This is a genomic window from Methylophaga muralis, from assembly GCF_001720165.1.
Taxonomy (GTDB): Bacteria; Pseudomonadota; Gammaproteobacteria; order Nitrosococcales; family Methylophagaceae; genus Methylophaga; species Methylophaga muralis.
This window is the reverse complement of sequence record NZ_MCRI01000001.1, coordinates 88,941-107,179: the sequence shown is the minus strand read 5'-3', so window position 1 is coordinate 107,179 and position 18,239 is coordinate 88,941. Positions and strand designations below refer to the sequence as shown.

The 18,239-nt window shown below is 45.0% G+C and carries 18 protein-coding genes; 9 read left to right on the top strand and 9 right to left on the bottom strand.

Annotation, left to right across the window (positions count from 1 at the left end):
• Window positions 1-12 precede the first annotated feature (12 nt).
• Genes mauD through A9E74_RS00505 form a run of 3 tightly spaced genes read right to left on the bottom strand, consistent with a single transcriptional unit; the run spans window position 13 to window position 2,322 of the window.
• Entirely contained in the window at window positions 13-609 is a 597-nt protein-coding gene (mauD, locus tag A9E74_RS00515) for a methylamine dehydrogenase accessory protein MauD (protein WP_069294719.1), read from the bottom strand.
• A 7-nt stretch (window positions 610-616) separates the two neighbouring features.
• Window positions 617-1,153 carry a MauE/DoxX family redox-associated membrane protein gene (locus A9E74_RS00510; RefSeq protein WP_069294718.1) on the bottom strand — a complete coding sequence of 179 codons (537 nt, stop codon included), beginning with the start codon at window positions 1,151-1,153 and terminating at the stop codon, window positions 617-619.
• Window positions 1,150-2,322 (bottom strand): amine dehydrogenase large subunit, encoded by a 1,173-nt coding sequence (locus A9E74_RS00505; RefSeq protein ID WP_069294717.1) that lies wholly within the window; start codon window positions 2,320-2,322, stop codon window positions 1,150-1,152. Before A9E74_RS00505 ends, A9E74_RS00510 begins: the two co-directional genes overlap by 4 nt.
• 392 nt (window positions 2,323-2,714) lie before the next feature.
• On the opposite strand from A9E74_RS00505, the gene A9E74_RS00500 reads away from it, so the two are divergent.
• The 4 genes from A9E74_RS00500 (at window position 2,715) to A9E74_RS00485 (ending at window position 5,627) form a co-directional block, all read left to right on the top strand.
• On the top strand, window positions 2,715-3,269 hold the full coding sequence (locus A9E74_RS00500; protein WP_084002784.1) for a LysE family transporter: 555 nt from the start codon (window positions 2,715-2,717) through the stop codon (window positions 3,267-3,269).
• Between the two features lie 64 nt (window positions 3,270-3,333).
• Window positions 3,334-4,797: a phospholipase D family protein gene (locus A9E74_RS00495; protein WP_069294715.1), complete on the top strand. Its 1,464-nt coding sequence runs from the start codon at window positions 3,334-3,336 to the stop codon at window positions 4,795-4,797.
• Window positions 4,798-4,935: 138 nt separating this feature from the next.
• On the top strand, window positions 4,936-5,193 hold the full coding sequence (locus A9E74_RS00490) for a DUF1488 family protein (RefSeq protein WP_069294714.1): 258 nt from the start codon (window positions 4,936-4,938) through the stop codon (window positions 5,191-5,193).
• Between the two features lie 161 nt (window positions 5,194-5,354).
• On the top strand, window positions 5,355-5,627 hold the full coding sequence (locus tag A9E74_RS00485; RefSeq protein WP_069294713.1) for a TehB family protein: 273 nt from the start codon (window positions 5,355-5,357) through the stop codon (window positions 5,625-5,627).
• A gap of 20 nt (window positions 5,628-5,647) precedes the next feature.
• Here A9E74_RS00485 and A9E74_RS00480 read toward each other — a convergent pair whose 3' ends face one another.
• The 4 genes from A9E74_RS00480 to A9E74_RS00465 form a co-directional block, all read right to left on the bottom strand.
• The gene (locus A9E74_RS00480) at window positions 5,648-6,814 is read right to left on the bottom strand and encodes an ABC transporter ATP-binding protein (protein ID WP_069294712.1); all 1,167 of its coding nucleotides are present in this window, start codon (window positions 6,812-6,814) and stop codon (window positions 5,648-5,650) included.
• Window positions 6,811-7,476, bottom strand: coding sequence for a molybdate ABC transporter permease subunit (gene modB, locus A9E74_RS00475; protein WP_069294711.1), 666 nt, complete (start codon window positions 7,474-7,476; stop codon window positions 6,811-6,813). The genes A9E74_RS00480 and modB overlap by 4 nt, the downstream gene beginning before the upstream one ends.
• Window positions 7,477-7,493: 17 nt before the next feature.
• Entirely contained in the window at window positions 7,494-8,261 is a 768-nt protein-coding gene (gene modA, locus A9E74_RS00470; RefSeq protein WP_069294710.1) for a molybdate ABC transporter substrate-binding protein, read from the bottom strand.
• 100 nt (window positions 8,262-8,361) lie between these two features.
• The gene (locus A9E74_RS00465; RefSeq protein ID WP_069294709.1) at window positions 8,362-8,724 is read right to left on the bottom strand and encodes a winged helix-turn-helix domain-containing protein; all 363 of its coding nucleotides are present in this window, start codon (window positions 8,722-8,724) and stop codon (window positions 8,362-8,364) included.
• 224 nt (window positions 8,725-8,948) lie between these two features.
• On the opposite strand from A9E74_RS00465, the gene A9E74_RS00460 reads away from it, so the two are divergent.
• The 4 genes from A9E74_RS00460 (at window position 8,949) to A9E74_RS00445 (ending at window position 12,958) form a co-directional block, all read left to right on the top strand.
• Entirely contained in the window at window positions 8,949-9,269 is a 321-nt protein-coding gene (locus tag A9E74_RS00460; protein ID WP_069294708.1) for a hypothetical protein, read from the top strand.
• Between the two features lie 218 nt (window positions 9,270-9,487).
• Complete coding sequence (locus tag A9E74_RS00455; RefSeq protein WP_069294707.1) at window positions 9,488-10,807, top strand: ferredoxin reductase family protein; 1,320 nt, start codon at window positions 9,488-9,490, stop codon at window positions 10,805-10,807.
• A gap of 121 nt (window positions 10,808-10,928) precedes the next feature.
• Window positions 10,929-11,225, top strand: coding sequence for a DUF1840 domain-containing protein (locus tag A9E74_RS00450; protein ID WP_069294706.1), 297 nt, complete (start codon window positions 10,929-10,931; stop codon window positions 11,223-11,225).
• A gap of 167 nt (window positions 11,226-11,392) precedes the next feature.
• Entirely contained in the window at window positions 11,393-12,958 is a 1,566-nt protein-coding gene (locus A9E74_RS00445; RefSeq protein WP_069294928.1) for a cation:proton antiporter family protein, read from the top strand.
• Window positions 12,959-13,101: 143 nt separating this feature from the next.
• Here the strand turns inward: A9E74_RS00445 and A9E74_RS00440 are convergent, their stop codons facing one another.
• Window positions 13,102-16,218, bottom strand: coding sequence for an efflux RND transporter permease subunit (locus A9E74_RS00440; protein ID WP_069294705.1), 3,117 nt, complete (start codon window positions 16,216-16,218; stop codon window positions 13,102-13,104).
• A gap of 32 nt (window positions 16,219-16,250) precedes the next feature.
• Window positions 16,251-17,420 (bottom strand): efflux RND transporter periplasmic adaptor subunit, encoded by a 1,170-nt coding sequence (locus tag A9E74_RS00435; protein WP_218104264.1) that lies wholly within the window; start codon window positions 17,418-17,420, stop codon window positions 16,251-16,253.
• Window positions 17,421-17,587: 167 nt separating this feature from the next.
• On the opposite strand from A9E74_RS00435, the gene A9E74_RS00430 reads away from it, so the two are divergent.
• Complete coding sequence (locus A9E74_RS00430; RefSeq protein WP_069294704.1) at window positions 17,588-18,175, top strand: TetR/AcrR family transcriptional regulator; 588 nt, start codon at window positions 17,588-17,590, stop codon at window positions 18,173-18,175.
• Window positions 18,176-18,239: the final 64 nt, after the last annotated feature.

The following is an 18,239-nucleotide window of genomic DNA, read 5'->3' as shown; positions in this document are numbered from 1 at the left end:
AATGGTTATTTCTTAACTAATCGTGTGTTGCTTAGCTAACTCTTGAATAGAAGCAAAGCCCGTTTCTGCTGCATTAAATAAGCTGTCGAGTTGTTCGCGGGTGTTGACCAAACCTTTGGCGAGCACCACACCTTCACTGTTAAGCAACACAGCGAACGGCAGGCGTGAAACACGATAGGTCGTGCCTAACGGCTGAGACAGCACGTATGGGAAATTGGTAATAGCGTGTTTTTCAATGAACTCAAGGTGTTTGGTGGCTTCACCGTCGCTGGCTAACACGATATTGAGCCAGCTACCTTCAGCACTCTGAATCGATTTAATTGCCGGTAACAGCTTGTTACAGATCGGACAGGTCGGTGATAAGAAAAACACCAGGGTGCTTTTATCACCTTTATAGCCAATCTTAACGTCACCGCCATTTAAGCTGGTTAAATCAAAGCTCGGGCTGGCAGCACCAATTTGTGGGCCAGAATCGTTAATCATCGCGCCGATAGGCGAGATCCGTTCAAACAAAATGCCGATTTGTCGAGCCATGGCAAACACCATAATCGTTAGCACAATCACGATGATGGAGAGAAGCGCGACGAGGAAAATGAGTGTATTAATCATGATGTTGTTACCGATTTAAAGTTTGTGAGTGGTGGAAGTTGGCCAGCAGTTTTTCAGCGATGATGAACATGAGAAACAGCAAGGCACCACAACTAACCGATACGAAGGTATCGATCATGTTTATGTCGGTGGGGTGGGCGAACAGCGCCGGTAACGCTATCAATATAATCAGGCCGTTCCGGAGCACCAGGTCATAAGATAAAAACATCACTGGACCACCACAGCCACACTCAATCTGCGTATTGCCGCGGCGGATATTAATCAGCATTGCCAGGGCGTAGATGGATAACAGAGCAATGGCTGCCACAGTGGCAATTCCATTAAAGGCAGGAATGATTAAGCCCAAACTAATGGCAATCTCCAGGCCAATCAGGCCGTAAGTTGTGGCTTTAACCGATTGTTCTGGGACGAGGTCGTAATTGTTTACGTAACCGGAAAAGCGATCTACATCCAATAATTTGTGCAATACGGAAATAACAAACAGCAGCACCAGAAAGGTGGTGCCGGTTATCGCCATCAGATGCACTAGCTGATCGACATTCATTTGTCAGCAATCCAGACGATGTCGTAATGGCCAACATCTTCGGCAATGTCTTCTTGCAGAGTGGCTGCAAAGTCGGCTTTAGGATCGATGGTGAAGCGATAGACCACGCCAAGTTCAGAGTCATGGGCAAATAAAATAGGATCTTTACCATCGGTAACGGCAAGTGAAGAGATACCGGAGTCTTCTATATCAACCGGCATACGTGAAACCACTTTTTTACTATCGAGGCTTATAGTCCAGATTTCTTCAGCACCATTTTTATGACTGCCGTTATAAGCCTTAGAATGCATTGTCATAAAGACCACATTATTGGCTTTGTTATACGTCATAACCGCAACGCCACCCGGAGCCCATTCACCTTCAACGCCTTCTACATAAGAAAATTTATCAACCAGACTAGGTTTTTCATCAGCATCAGAAACGCGGTACAGATTACCGTTGAAAGAGGTGAGAACAAGATCGTTATCTACACGTAAAACATGCACATAAACCGGGTCATCATCTGCATCAAATACTTTGGCACTTTTAACCGGATTATTGACCTTGCCATCTGCAGAAAAAGAATAGCTGGTGACCGTACCATCCCCACATAAACTGCTAAAGCGGTTACCTTTTAATGCAGGATAAATGCCCACACAACCAGGATGTGGGATTTCAGTTAGAACTTCGCCTGCTTCCATATCCACCACAGTGACAGAGGTTGCTGGCGTGGCATTTTGCACATAGGCATATTTACCATCAGCTGAAAATTCAAGGTAACTCAGCTGTGGAGCTGACTGAGCCATTTTCGGTGACAGGATGATTTCACGTTTTTTGACTAAGCTCTTGGCATCAAACTCTTCCAAAACCGATTCTGTCGGGCCGGACATAATTCGTTTGGCATACACCGAAGCTGTGTAAGCCGACTTACCATCTTTACTCATGGCAAATTGAGAGACTACGCCAGCGCTCAAGCTGCCTTTAATCGATGTGAGATCTTCTGCGGATCGAATATGCACCCAGCTGGCACCATCCCAACTTTGATCCAAAACAAAGATACTTGGGCCGGGGGCAATGCTCGGTTCCACGGTTAATACTTCAGGGACGAACTCATCTTCTGCATAACTAAACGTGGTGCTTATTGAGCCGAGTAAGCCCAAGCTAAGCATCAACACACTTTTATAGCGCATGATTTATCTCCCAATTAACTGAAAATGATGATTTTTATTGGGATGAGCACTAAATATGCCAATGTGTTCAGCTGGATTTTCTTAAGATGAAATATCTATAACAAACTGATTTTTAATAAGATAATTTATATTTTGGTTTGCATATTGTTTTTTCCTGCAAGGACGGAGGACATTTTTATGCTTTATTAATGTGCATCAAGCGAAAGTCATGCACTTTTTTTGGTGGCAGGAACTGCACTAAATGCAGTTTGAACACTAAACTGTCGAGAGCGGGACCCATTTAAAGATAGGAACTGTAAATGATTACCTGTTATCTCAATTATTTTTGAGTAACTTCTTAATACAGAATGCTCCTGCTGATTTATCATGTGAAAGATGACTAGCCCACTTTTATTTCTATTTGCCACTGTAATTCTGTTGTTACGCCCGGCCCGACCAATACTTTGTTATGGGCTTCCGGGGCAGTGGTGGGCGTACGTCAATCCTTGCCATTGTTGATGGGGGAGTTATTGGGTTATCTCAGCGCAATTCTGCTGATTCTGATTATTTTTGAACCGATCATTGAGCAGTTTCCTTTGTTTCAGCCGCTGCTAGCTGTGATCCTTGGCCTCTATATTATTTATTTGGCTATCAGCATGTGGCGCCGAGCCGACCATATCAGTGCTACAGCTGAACTGATCACCTTTAAAAAAATCTTTCTAGTGACGTTTTTAAACCCAAAAGCCTTTGTGTTTGCCTTAACGCTTATCCCTATTGGCCATAATCAGATGCATTGGTATTTTGTCGCTTTGGCGGCAAGCATCATGTTTATTGGCTTGAGCTGGGTAGTGTTTGGCTACCTTGTGGGATCAGTCGCTGGGCAACACAACTTAAAGCTGTTCAATCGGTTCTCAAGCGTCATTTTGACCGGGTTTGCAGGATTTATCGTGATATCGGCGTGGCAATAAACTTGGTTTAACACGCAATTAAAATGGATTTAGGTAAGCGAGTGGCAAAAAGGAGCACCACCCCATGACAGAGTTAAATTCCAACGAAGGAACACATCGCCATCATCGGTTAGGAGCGAGGCTGCTCGCTCTAATAGTGCTCTGGTTATTGGTTATTGCGATTTACCAAGTTTATAAACCGTTGCCACAAGGTTTGGATTTTTCGCCCGCGGAGCGATCTGCTACTGAAGTTCAGTTTCTGGCTGACCGGACATATACCAATGCTGATGGCGAACGCCAGATGGATCAGCAAATATTTGATGCCGTGCTGGAGATGATTGCCGGTGCCCGTCGTTTGGTGCTGGTGGATATGTTCCTATTCAATGATTTTCAGGGGCAAGTAGCTGAGACGCATCGTAATCTATCTGACGAATTAACCGATACACTAATCGCCCAGAAACAACGCTACCCGGAACTGGATATCTGGGTGATCACTGATCCGCTTAACAGTGTTTATGGCGGGCTTCCTTCCCGGCATTTTGAGCAACTGGAAGCGGCCGGTATTCCAGTTACTTTGACCGATTTGACTCGTTTGCGTGATAGCAACCCGGCATATTCTGCTTTCTGGCGTTTATTTATCCAGCCCTTTGGCAATAGCGAGGGTAAGCTGTTGCCCAATCCTTTTGGCGAGGGTCGAGTTTCACTGCGTAGCTATCTTGCGATGCTTAATTTTAAAGCCAACCATCGCAAACTGATCATTGCTGATGACGCTCATGAACTGACGGCGTTGGTTACCTCAGCTAACCCTCATGATGGCAGCAGTGCGCACGGCAATGTGGCGTTACGTTTTCATGGCGATGCAGCCTGGGATTTGTTTGAAAGCGAAGCGGCCGTGTTGAAGTTTTCTGGCGAACTGGTTCCGATACCGGAGTTAGTGCAAATATCCAATTCGGCAACCAACGGGCTTACTGTTCAAGTGGTCACTGAACGGGCTGTTGAGCGGGCGGCCTTAGATCTGATTGATAAAGCCAAACCCGGAGAGCAACTGGATATGGCGATGTTTTATTTGTCTGACCGACAGATTGTGAAAGCTCTGAAACGAGCAGCTGAGCGGGGCGTGAAATTACGGGTATTGCTTGATCCAAATAAGGACGCTTTTGGTCGGGAGAAAAATGGTGTGCCCAATCGTCCGGTAGCACATGAATTGATGCAAGCCGGCGTGACCGTCCGGTGGTGCGATACTCATGGCGAGCAATGTCATGCCAAATGGTTGATGCATCGTGATGTTGATGACCAAACAACGATGTTGCTTGGCTCTACCAACTTTACTCGACGAAATCTGCATAACCTTAATTTGGAAACCAACGTGATCCTGCGCGGTTCTGCTGATGCTGAACCTATACAACAAGCTGAGCAGTGGTTTGAAGAGCGTTGGAACAATCTGAACGATCGTAACTACAGTGTCGACTACACCACCTATGCCGATGAAAGGCTTTGGCCGCGTATGCTTTATCGCTTTATGGAAGCGACTGGCCTAAGCACTTTTTAACGTGATTTTAGAATGCATGCGAAAAATCATCGTGATTAACATCAGTTAACGCGTCGGTTGGAACAATCTGTCACTTTTATTCTCTATGTTTTATGTCGAAATAATTTTCAGAAACCTTAATTAACCCAAGGAGACGTTATGGATATCGACTTTACGAGTGATTATGTGGTGAATGACAACGATGTGACGTTTTTTGCCATTGTGGATAATCAAACGGTGGCATGTATTGTTTCAAAAGCAGCTTTACTTGAGCTGACTAACCCTGACGATGAAGATGAAGCTGAGACGTTATTTCTGGATCATCAATATAAGTTCGAAGAGATTGCTGAAGGCATGATTCGCAATCATCAAGCGGTGGATGGTGAAGTGCATATTACGAGTACCGAGCTTTTATAAGGCTTGGCTAAACCCTTCTTTCATCGGCGTTGTTGACTCTCACAGCTTATAAATGCAGCTTTATATAAATGAAAGTTATATAGTGGCTATGAAATCGCGCCTGATTGAATTTACCGTTCAATAGACTTTTCAGGCTCCATCCGAACAATGAGAGGCTGACGATGAAATCACTACCAGACACTGTTGTTTCCTATAAACGCACCCCTGAGTTTGATGAGGAGTCAATTCCTGAAGGTTTGTTAAAGAATCATCAAACTAAAGCTGATGTTTGGGGAAAAATCGTCGTATTGAGCGGACATCTGCTTTACACCATTCATGAGCCATTTGAAGAAATTACTTTGGATATCAATACCTTTGGTGTGGTTGAGCCAACTGTTTTACATCAGGTGAAACCTGTTGGTTCCGTGCGGTTTTATGTAGAGTTTTATCAGTAACACAAGTTAGATAGGGGCTTTCAGGCTTTGTTTATTTTGAGCCTGTTTTTGCCCTGACCATCCGCTCGAATCGGCATGACATGTACCAAACTTAAATCCAAGCGGATCCCCAGCTTGGTTCCAACAGGCAGGTTTTTGCGAAAGGAACCCGATAAGGTCAACACAAATTCAGCTCCGGGTACTTCTTCAATAGTTAATGTCAGCAGGTTGATTTCACCTAAATGTCTGGATTCCGTCACTTCGGCATGAAAGTCATTCTGTTGAGAAATTTCATTTTTTTTAATCAAGCTGATGCCATCACTTGGAATTACCCAGTTGACCGGCTGACCTTCAGGTAATCGACCCTTATCACGCACTTGTAAAACAGGTTGTTGGGCAACGCTTAAACCTTGCCCTTTCCAACGCAATAACCCTTGCCCGGATTGCTCTGATGGTCCAATCCATTCCCCCAGAAAACGATTATGTATACCGACCAGATCAGCCACTCGAGCATTACGTGGTGCATTGTAAATATCCGACGGCGTGCCTTGCTGCAGAATTTGGCCGTTATCGATCACAACTAATTGATCAGCCAACATTCGCGCTTCGTTTAAATCATGGGTGACTAAAATAATCGGAATGGCTAATTCACGACGTAAATCTGCCAGCAATCGATAAAGACTTTGACGATTCATCTGATCTACTGCTGAAAAGGGTTCATCCAATAGCATCAATTTGGGTTCACGGGCTAATGCTCGGGCAACGGCGACACGTTGTTGCTGACCGCCCGATAAATCTGCTGGTTTACGGTGTTGTTCTGCATCAGTTAACCCCACGTGATCCAGCCAGCGTTTAGCTTGTTTTATCCGTTCAGCTTTGGGCAAATGCAACAGGGGTAATGACACATTTTCAATCGCATCAAAATGCGGCATCAGCGCGTAGTTTTGAAACACCATGCCGACATGACGACTTTGAGGAGAAAGACAAATATTCTGCTCGGTATCGCACCAGACTTCGTCGCCGACAATTACTTTGCCCTGCTGCGGTTGCATTAAACCTGACAACATCCGTATTAATGAGGTTTTGCCTGCTCCTGACGGGCCGACCAATGCTAATAACTGCCCGGATTCACATTGAAAGTAGCCTTTTATCGGCATCGGCAATGTTTGTTCAATCGAAACCTGCAGGGCCGGAGAATGTTGCGTCATCGTTTAACCGCCAATCGTGCCGAAGCAAAAAATGACGCGACTACTGCGGTCAACGACAAGAGCAATAACATCATCGCCATTTGATTTGCCCCGTCGAGATCAAATGACTGCACTCGATCATAAATCGATATGGCGATGGTTTTGGTTTCACCGGGAATACTGCCACCGACCATTAAAACCACACCAAACTCGCCCATGGTGTGTACAAAGGTTAAAACCATGCCGGATAAAATACCGGGCCAGGCCAATAGCACTTCAATACGCCAGAAGCTTTGCCATTTGCTTAAGCCACTGACCGCAGCAGCTTCGCCTAATTCCCTAGGGATAGATTCAAAGGCACGTTGAATTGGTTGTACCAGGAATGGGATATTAAAAATCACCGAAGCAATCACCAAACCTAAAAAATTAAAGGTCAGTTGAAAGCCAAAAGTCTCGGCGAACCATTGGCCGAACGGCGAGCCACCTCCCATAGAAACCAGCAGGTAATAGCCTAAAACCGTCGGGGGTAATACCAATGGCAAAACCACCAGGCCTTCTATCCAGGCTTTATAACGAACCTCGGTATGCGCCAGCCAGCGACCTAGTAACAGCCCAAACGGCAGCAAAATCAGCAAGGTTACAAAAGCCAGTTGCAGCGAGAGTATTAACGCCTGCCAATCCATCTTATAAAAGTCCGCAATTAGGCATCGGGCATCGCAAAGCCATAACGCACCATGATGTCTTGTGCTGGTGGTGTGGCGAGAAAGTCATAGAACTGTTGTGCCATTGGCGGGGCATCTTTTATCACCACCATGCGTTGAATAAGTGGCTGATGCCAGTGCTCGGGGATCAATTCAAACTCACCTAATTTGGCAACTTGTGGGGCAAGTGCAAGAGATAACGCAATAATGCCGCCTTGGGTGGATCCAGAAGTGGCAAACTGGGCGGCCTGAGAAATGTTTTCTCCATAAACCAGCTTTGGTTGAATGCTCTGCCACAGCTCGGCATATTGCAAAGCTTCCATTGCCCGCGTTCCATAGGGAGCATGTTCAGGGTTAGCGATAGCGAATTTCTTTAATCGACCATCTGTTATAGCCTTGGTTAAATCAGTCAGTTCGCCATCGGCTTTTAACGGAGATTGATGCGGCACCATAATGCCAATGCGGCCAATAGCGTAGATGCGACCTTGATCTTGAGTTTTACCGGCTTTAGCTAATTCAAATACAAAATTTTCATCTGCTGACATAAACACATGAAATGGCGCGCCTTGCAGGATCTGGGTTTTGAAGTTGCCGGACGAACCGAACACTAAACGTAGTTGCTGACCGGTTTGCTGCTCAAATAAAGCGGCGACTTCTTCGATTGCAAATTTGAGATCGGATGCCGCTGCTACGGTAGCTCTTTCAGCCATAGCCTGGGTCGAAAGCAGCACGATAAAAAAACTGGCAATTAATTTAAAAGACTTCATGGTGTCCTGATTAATGGGGCTGCTTTCGTTAGGCCTGTTGAGACATAACGCTCAATATAATGCATGTGATTTATGACAACAACTTTGCGAAGGATTGAGACTAATCGGCTAAGGCGCGAACGGCGGCTAATTCTTCGGTGGCTTGTGCATTAAGGCGTATTTCAAGAGCATCATATTTCTCCACCAGCTGCTGGCCGAGAAGGGTTAACGAAGTGCCACCGCCACCTTTGCCACCACTGGTGGTTTCAACCACCGGTTTACCAAAACCCTGATTCAGCGAATCAATCAGCGCCCAGGCTCTTTTATAAGGAATACTGAGTTTTCTTGCTGCTGCAGCAATCGATTTCAGTTCCGCGATAGCTCGTAATAAATCGATCTTGCCAGGACCAATAGCCAAGCCTTTGCCCAGATATATTCTGGGACGTACTAGAATGACATTATTTGTTTTGGGTGTTGATTGCATAGCGCTAGCCTAAACAAAAGCGTAGGTGAAGGCCAGAGCCTTTGTCACTCTCTAACCAGAGCTAAATGTATGTTAAAGCCAAGCTGATTTTTCTGGTCTTTAATAGACATTGTTGTTGGGTGGTAAACCGCTGATAATGGCGACATGGGGCTTGTTTATCTTTTAGCGCCACAACAAAGGCGGCTTTAAAAAATAACCAAGCCCTCATTAACATGGAGATAACAATGAAAATAATTGCTTTGATCGTTAGTTTGTCAGTAGTCGCTTTAGTTTCCGGCTGTGCAGTCAAAACTACAGGAATAAAAAAAGTCGGCCCGGATACCTATACGGTTTCTGCTGACCATGTGAACGCAACACCCGCTAAAGCTTCTGTATTGGATCAAGCTGGTGAATATTGTGCCAGTCAGGGTAAAGAACTGTTGGTCACTAAAATCTTAAAACGTCAAAAAGTAAAATATTTTTACGATGCAACGTTCCTGTGTCTGGATAAAGGTGACCCACGTCTGGTCAGCCCAGAATATGAAACAACAGTTGAGCCTAGATAATTACCTAAATCGTTGATCAAAACTAAACCCGGTAGTGAAGTGACTGCCGGGTTTAGTTATTTAAAAACCTGAGTTTGATGTCTGTTAACGACGGCTATTAGCAATATGCTTTAGAGTTGTTTAAGGTTGATTGAAGCAAATCCCTCTATTGCCTCTTCATTTACATTTCTTCATGCCGGTCCGCTTGCATCCACTCACCCTGAATCGGAGTGTTTTATATGCCGATAAACCCCATCAATATTGTTCTTTGGCTAGTGCTTTATTTGGTGATCGCTTTGCTGCCGATGATGATCGCCATGGGCATTGATCGCCCGGAGCCACGAGATCTCATGGTTGAAATGGGATCAATGCTCGGCTTATTAGGACTGGGCATGCTGGCAACTCAATTAATTATTTCGGGTAGACATCGCTGGTTTGCCGGCAATGTCGGGCAAGACAATTTGCTGCAGTTTCATCGACGCACCGGCATTGCTGCGTGGTTATTTATCCTGGCACATCCGGTGTTATTAATTGCTGGTGATCAGCAGTTTATTGCCTGGTTAGATCCGCGAGAAGACTGGCTCCGTGCAAGTGGTGTGATTGCATTAGCTTTGGCAGTGACGGCATTAATTATCAGTTCGTTATGGCGAAAAGAACTTGGTTTGCAATATGAAACATGGCGAACCGTTCATGCGAGTTTGTCGTTATTTGTTGTCGCAGGTGGGTTAGGTCATGCCTTGATGGGCAAGCACCATACCGAAGGTTTATTAACTCAAGCCTTGATTATTGCTGTGATCGCGATTCCGTTATTACTATTACTGGAAACACGTTTATGGCGACCTTATCAGTTACAAAAACGACCTTGGCGGGTGGTTAAGTCTGATGAAATGAGAGCGGATTCGAACGACTTGATTTTAGTCGCTGACGGTCATTCGGGAATGAAATTTACCCCCGGCCAATTTGTCTGGCTGACGATGGGGGATTCACCGTTTTCGACACAACAACATCCGTTTTCAATGGCATCAAGTGCAACAAATCCAGAAAGATTGGAGTTTGTCATTAAAGAAGTCGGTGATTTCACCCATCATTTATCCAAAGTTAAAGCCGGAGATAAAGCTTTTCTGGAAGGACCATACGGAGTGTTTTCGTTAGATCCTAATGCGAAACGCCGTGCTGTTTTTGTGGTGGGTGGCATTGGCATCACCCCCGTGTTGTCGATGATTCGCAGTCGATTGGCAAAGGAGAATTACACTCCGATGTGGCTGATTTATGCTAATAAGTCAGAAGATGAAATCATTATGCGAGAAACGCTGGAGGCATTTACCCAAAAACTTCCATTTACATTCGCTCATGTGCTGTCAGATCCTTCTGATGATTGGATGGGAGAAACGGGGTATGTAGATGGTGATTTGCTAGATGAATACCTGCCGGAAGATGCTGACGATATAGATTATTTTGTCTGCGGACCACCACCGATGATGGATCTGGTGGAGCCTGAACTGCAAAAACGTGGTGTGAATGCTCGGCGCATTTATTCTGAACGCTTTGATTTAGTGTAAGGAAATTTTATGTTGCATATCTATGCTCGACGAATCGGTAGTGTGGTTTCCGTCGTTTTATTAATCATTACACTAGCAGTGGCCTGGCTGTTCGCAGGTTAAAAAAATAAGGAAGAAAACCATGATCGTAACGTTTAGTTCGAAAGCCTCAGCGAATATCACGATGTTAGGTGATGTAGCAAAAGATATGCTGAAAATAATGGGCCATAGCGGCACCGTTCCTGGCGCGTTTCAGCCTCAGGATTTGCCACGTGCATTAGAGAATCTACAAAAAGCCGTTGATTCCAGTGCAGCTGCAGATCAAGATCCTGAGGACGGCGAATTCAAACCAGGCCTGTCACAACGTGCATTGCCGTTAATTAATCTGTTAAAAGCAGCAATTGACGCCAATGTCGATGTGATGTGGGACGGTAAATAAGATCTGTCTTTGAATACGAGTTACATCAACTATATTTGCTGGTGGAGAAAGTAACAGATCTATCAAATAGTTTAGATTCGACTGAATTGGGATTTTGTACGGTATGATTCCCCTGAATAAATATGCCGATTGGCTTTCAATCGGCATTCAGACTGGGGAGTTATACAGTGGAACCGGCTTATTTTATTTACGCTTTTGCAGGTGGTTTGCTGGCAATGATTTTGCGCCTGCCACCACTGGCCGGTTTTCTTGCAGCAGGGTTTTTACTCAATTATTCAGGCTATGAACTGACCCCGACCCTCAATGCCATCGCCAATCTCGGCGTCACTTTATTACTATTTACCATCGGCCTTAAACTCAATATCCGCACTCTGCTGCAGTCCGAAGTATGGGGCGTGGCCAGTTTGCATATCACCCTGTCCAGCCTGTTATTTGTATTGATCATCGGCTTGCTCAAGTTTGGTGGCATTGTGCTCATGCAATCTACCGATTGGACCGCCATTCTCATTTTGGCCTTTGCCTTGTCGTTTTCCAGTACCGTATTTGCCGTCAAACTGCTTGAAGAACGCAGTGAAACCCAATCGTTTTATGGTCGGGTGGCGATAGGTATCTTGATTATGCAGGATATTTTTGCGGTGGTTTTCCTGTCTGCCACCACCGGCAGTCTGCCATCCGTATGGGCTCTGGGTTTATTTCTGCTGATTCCTGCAGCGCCATTTTTACGGAAAATTTTGGACCGCTTAGGTCATGGTGAGATGCAGGTATTGTTTGGCTTTGTCTTAGCATTGGTGCTGGGTTACAAACTGTTTGAGATGGTGGGGCTGAAAGGCGATCTGGGTGCGTTGATTATGGGGATTCTGCTGGCACCGCATAAAACCTCGGCCAGTCTGGCGCGTTCATTATTCAATATTAAAGAACTGTTTCTGGTTGGTTTTTTCCTGTCAATTGGGCTGACCGCATTACCTAGTTGGGAACATGTAGCTTTGGCCCTGTTTTTACTAGTGTTGCTTCCATTGAAAACGGTGTTGTTTGTGCTGATGTTCCCACGTTTTAAATTACGAGTACGTACCTCGGTGTTAACCTCAATGACGCTGACCAATTACTCAGAATTCGGGTTGATTGTGGCAGCTCTCGCGATGACGCAAGGTTGGTTGAGCAGTGACTGGCTGGTGATTTTGTCGTTATCAGTTGCGATGAGTTTTGTGGTGGCAGCTATTTTGAATAACTATAACGAGCGTCTGTATCAATTAAGCCGAGGTCGATTAGATGAAGTGCCTGCTGCGGATTTACATCCGCATGACAAACCGATTGAGCTGAATGGTGCTCAGGCTGTCATTTTGGGTATGGGCAAGATTGGTCGGGGTACCTATCAACGGTTGCAGGATAAATATAATTTAAATGTGTTGGGTATCGATAACGATCAAAACAAAGTTGAACGTTTAAGCGAGCATTATCAAATCGTTGAAGGCGATGCGGTAGATTCGGATTTCTGGGACAAATTATTGGTGAGCGATCAAGTTCAACTGGTGGTGTTGGCGATGCCACATCATGCCGGGAATGTGTATGCACTTGAACAACTGCGAGGCCGCGATTTTAAAGGCCGTGTGGCGGCCATTGTCGAATATCCCGATGAAGTAGAGCGCTTAAAAGCCTTAGGGGCGGATGAAGTATTTGAAGTATACGAAGGTGCAGGTTTGTCGCTGGCAGACCGAGCGATGCAGGAGGTTTATTAGGTCGTTTTAAAGTTAGTAACATAGGAGAGGAAGTTTAAACTTCCTCTCCAGAATCTGAGCCAGGTTAAAGGCTCGTGTCATATCATTTGAACTGTTAGAAATTGTTTTAAGAACCAGCCAGTTTTTCGTCGAGATGAATTGGTTTATCTTTGTTTTTTTCGCTTCAGCTTAGACATAGTGGTTAAAACCCAAACAAAAAATATTGGCACAAACACCACGCCCAAAAATGTCGCACTTAACATTCCACCAATAACTCCGACGCCCAAAGCTTGTTGGCTGGCTGCACCAGCACCACTCGCTAATGCTAATGGCACGACACCTAATATGAATGCCAGCGAAGTCATAGTAATAGGACGAAAGCGGAGTTTTGCCGCTTCAACGGCTGATTCAATAATCGTATGACCCTCAGCCCGTAGCTCTTTGGCAAATTCCACAATCAAAATGGCATTTTTTGCTGACAAACCAATAATGGTGATGAGGCCGACTTTGAAATACACATCATTGGGCATGCCAAGGATTGTTACGGCAAGTACCGATCCTAATGCACCAATTGGCACAATTAACATCACTGAAATCGGTATGGACCAACTTTCGTATAGGGCCACCAGCAAGAGGAATACGACTAAAATCGCCAGTGAGAATAGAAAAGGTGCTTGAGCCCCAGCAGCTTTTTCTTGATAAGAAAGTCCAGTCCATTCAAAGCCAATCCCTTGAGGCATTTCAGAAACAATGCGTTCAATTTCAGCCATCGCTTGGCCTGAACTATAAGTTGGTGCAGCATCTCCAGCAATCTGGACAGATGGATAGCCATTGTAGCGGGCAACTTGTACCGCCCCATTTTCCCATTCTGTGGTGACAAAGGCGCTAAAAGGCACTTGCACACCATTGCTATTTTCTACATTTAGCCGGGAAACATGTTCTGGTGTCATGCGTGAGTTAATGTCCGCTTGAATGACGACGCGCTGTAGACGGCCTGTATTGGCAAAATCACTCACAGTGGCTGATCCAAAAGCAGTGGAGATGACATTGTGAATAGATTCTATTTTGATGCCCATGGATTGCGCTTTCTCACGATCGATGTTGATTCTCAATTGCGGAGATTCTGGTAACCCTTCCATCATGGCGTAGGCAATCGTGGGAGAGCTGTTTGCTTTTGCAAGTAATTCGTCTCGAGCGTTTAATAATGCTTCGCGTCCTAATCCTGCTCGATCCTGCAAGCGCAAAGAGAAGCCGCCGGAATTACCTAGTCCTTCAATTGCAGGTGCCATCACCGCCATGACGACACCATCACTCACATCGGCAAACTCCTGATTGACCGCGTCAGTTTCATTTTTGGCAGATTGCCATTTATCTCGCTCAGACCATTCTTTTAATGTGGGAAATAAAATGCCAGCGTTATCCCCCATGCCGGAGAAACTAAAGCCCATTACGGAGAACACATCCTGCATGGAATCTCGATCGATTAAAAAGTTTTCCAGTTGCTGAATGGTCGTATCAGTACGCGAATAAGTTGCGCCCGAGGGTAATTGAACATCCACGATAAAATAACCTTGATCTTCTTCTGGCAAAAAAGACTCTGGCAACTGGCTGTAAAAATAACCTAAGGTGAGAACCAGGCCGAGGTAAATGACCATATATCTTCCGGTTTTTTGTACAAAGTTACTGTTCAGCCAGACATATTTTTTAGTGAGCCAACCGAATGTGTTATTAAACCATCCAAAAAAGCCTTTCTTTTCTTCGTGATGTCCTTTTGGAATAGGTTTTAATAATGTGGCGCATAAGGCCGGTGTCAGGCTGAGCGCGAGAAAACCCGAAAACAAAATTGATACAGCAAGTGCTAGCGAGAACTGTTGGTAAATCACACCAACGGAGCCATCCATAAATGCAAGTGGTAAAAACACGGCTGAGAGTACAAGGGTGATCCCCACAATGGCGCCTGAAACCTGCTTCATCGCTTTTCTTGCTGCATCTTTAGGCGATAAGCCTTCTGTTGCCATCAGGCGTTCAACGTTCTCAACAACGACTATTGCGTCATCGACTAAGATACCAATCGCAAGGACCATACCGAACATGGTCATCATGTTTATGGAGAAACCTAAAAGCGACATCACCGCAAATGTGCCAAGCAAACATACCGGCACAACAATTGTCGGGATCATCGTATAGCGGATATTTTGAAGGAACAGGAACATTACCAGAAACACCAGAACCATGGCTTCAAGCAAGGTATGTATAACCTTTTCAATCGCGACCTTAACGAACAAGGATGTATCGTAGGGAACAGATGCTTCAATATCGCTTGGCAGATTTACCGAGAGCTCCTCAAGGCGCTTTTTTACCGCCTCTACCGTTGCAATTGCGTTTGCACCAGGCGCTAGCTGAACAGCACCGGCGACAGCTTGTTTACCATTCAAGCGGGTTTCAAAATTGTAATCTTGTCGACCGATTTCAAGCTTGGCAACATCAGATAATCGCACAATAGAACCATCTCTATTGGCTCTTAGGATAATTTGTCCAAACTCCTCTGGTGTGTCGAGAGTACCTTTAACGAGCAGTGTTCCAGTGAGCTCTTGTTCAGATAAGCTGGGTCGACCACCAAAACTACCGGCTGGAACTTGCGCGTTCTGTTCGGTGATAGCAGCGGTTATATCTGCCATGGAAATATTAAAGCCTCGCAATTTCTCAGGGTCGATCCATACCCGCATCGCTGCTTCTGAACCGAAATATTGGACCTTTCCGACCCCTGGTACTCGGCGTATTTCATTATTGATTTGGCGTGTTGCTACTTCGGCAAGACCGACAATATCTTTGTCAGTGTCATCACCTTTGTAAGTCAATGAATAGATCATTAAAAAACCGGCGTTCGCTTGCTCAACCTGTAGACCTTGGCGTATCACTTCAGCAGGTAAACGAGCCTCGGCGGTTTTGATTCGATTCTGCACATCAACTTGTGCCATGTCAGGGTCAGTGCCCGGTTCGAAGGTTACGCTTATTTCAGCCACACCATTTGAATTGCTAGCCGAATCGTAATAGAGCAAATTTTTTGCGCCATTGAGTTCTTCTTCAATGATATTGGTCACCGTCTCAACCAACACCTGTGCTGAAGCACCTGGATAAGTGGCAGTAATCATGATTTGTGGAGGCGCCACGACAGGAAACTGCGAAACAGGTAATGATGGAATTGCTAACAACCCAGCAAGAGCAATAAAGATGGCCACAACCCAGGCAAAGTTGGGACGTGAAATAAAGAAATTTGACATGGTTTATCCCAGGTAATCAGCTAAATATCAGTTCAGATTTTGGTGGAGGGTGTGGTGTTTCTTTCAGCTTTCGCCGTTTCTAGCCGGGGGATAACTGTATCGTTGGGCATAACGGCGCTTGCGCCGCCAACGATTATGCGTTCACCTGCATTCAGCCCATTTAAGATATGCCATTCACTACCATGCATTGCGCCAGTTTCCACTAAACGGGCTTCAACAATATTGTCCTGACCAACGACGAGTACCTGAGGTTTACCATCTGTACTGCGGCTGATGGATCGTTGCGGAATTAAAACAGCTTGAGGATAAATACCTTGCTCAATTTGAATGCGAACGTACATGCCGGGAAGCAGCACTTTGTCACTGTTAGAAAAACGACCGCGAAGTGAAACCTGATTACTTGTTTGATCTACACCAATATCTGAGAACAACAGATGACCTTCACGTGTTCGGGTGCTGCCATCTACCGTTAACGTGATAATGGCATCACCACTTTCATTTGTTGATAAACGGCCATCCTCAATCGCTTCACGGGTTTGAATAAGCTTTTCAATAGATTGAGTGAAATCGACAAAAATGGGATCAAGCTGCTGAATGGTTGCCATAGGTGTCGCTTCACCTTGACCAACCAACGCGCCTTCAGTGACAAAAGCACGCCCAATTCGACCGGAGATAGGCGCTCTTACGGTGGCATAGTCTAAATTCAGCTTAGCTGTTTCTATATCGGCTAATACGGATAATTTTGCGGCTTGAGCACTTTTATAGGCAGTTTGCGCCGTATCGAATTCTTGCTGACTGATGGCCTGCTGTTCGATTAACGATTTATATCGTTTGACGATAGTTTCTGCATTGAATAAATCTGCTTCTGCTTTTGCAAGCTCGGCCTCTGCGCGGGACAACACCGCTTTGAAAGGTGCTGGATCAATTCGGAATAAAACTTGTCCTGCTTTTACCTCCGCACCTTCTTCAAATTCCCTTTTCAAAACGATGCCGGCAATTCGAGCACGAACTTCTGCGACTCTAACTGGGATAACTCGACCAGCTAGTTCGTCTGTTTGAGACAATCGCACATGCTGTACTTCGACAACATCCACTTGTTTGGGCTCAACGACAACAATGACTTCGTCTTCTTTGCAGCCAACTAAAGTCATACTCACCAATATTAACGCGGGTAACGCTAGTTTTAACGGTGACATTTTCATCTTATTCCTAAAAAGTTGATCGTCGTAAAGTGTGGGAAAAAACAGATGATACCTAATTGATTCATTTGAATCAATTTTGATTCAAGCAGGGGCAAATGGTTTCTGTATACTTGAAAGTTAATAAAGTTTTATTAAGGTTGAATTATGACTAGAGAGGAAATTTACTGATGTCTGTTACTGAGCAGAGCCCCACAGAATATGACGACATGGAATTTCGCTTTCTGCCTGCATTAGCGCTTGCTTTGGTTAACCAGCCTCGTGCGACCTTGCAAGAATTAGCAAACTCAATAGGAGTCAGTAAAGCCACGCTTTACCGTTTCTGTCCGTCAAAAAAACAGTTGATTGATCGCTTGATATCGCATGTTGCGCTGTATTACATCAACGCGATAAAACGTGCAGAGCTGGATAAAGGCTCCCCACAAGAGGCGCTATCGAGATTAATAAATGCCTATCTGACCAACAAAGAATTTGGAATTTTTATGATGCACAACTGGCGGCCAGATTATTTGGATGAATCCCATCCAGATAAAAGCTGGATTAATGGCCAGGATGCATTAGATGCTTTTTTTCTCCGAGGACAAAAGGAAGGCGCATTCCGGTTAGATATTAGTGCGGCTGCGATGACCGAACTTTTCTATAACATATTGGCAGGATTGATTGATGCGGAACGAAGAGGGCGTATTCCCCGAAACAGTCTCTACCAGCTGATAGAGCTAAGCCTGAATAGCTGTCTTAGCCAACCCTCAAAAACATAGGTGTGCTCAAGTTTATTGGTTACTTGAAAGCCGCCGCTAGAACTAAGCAGCGACTAAGTCATCT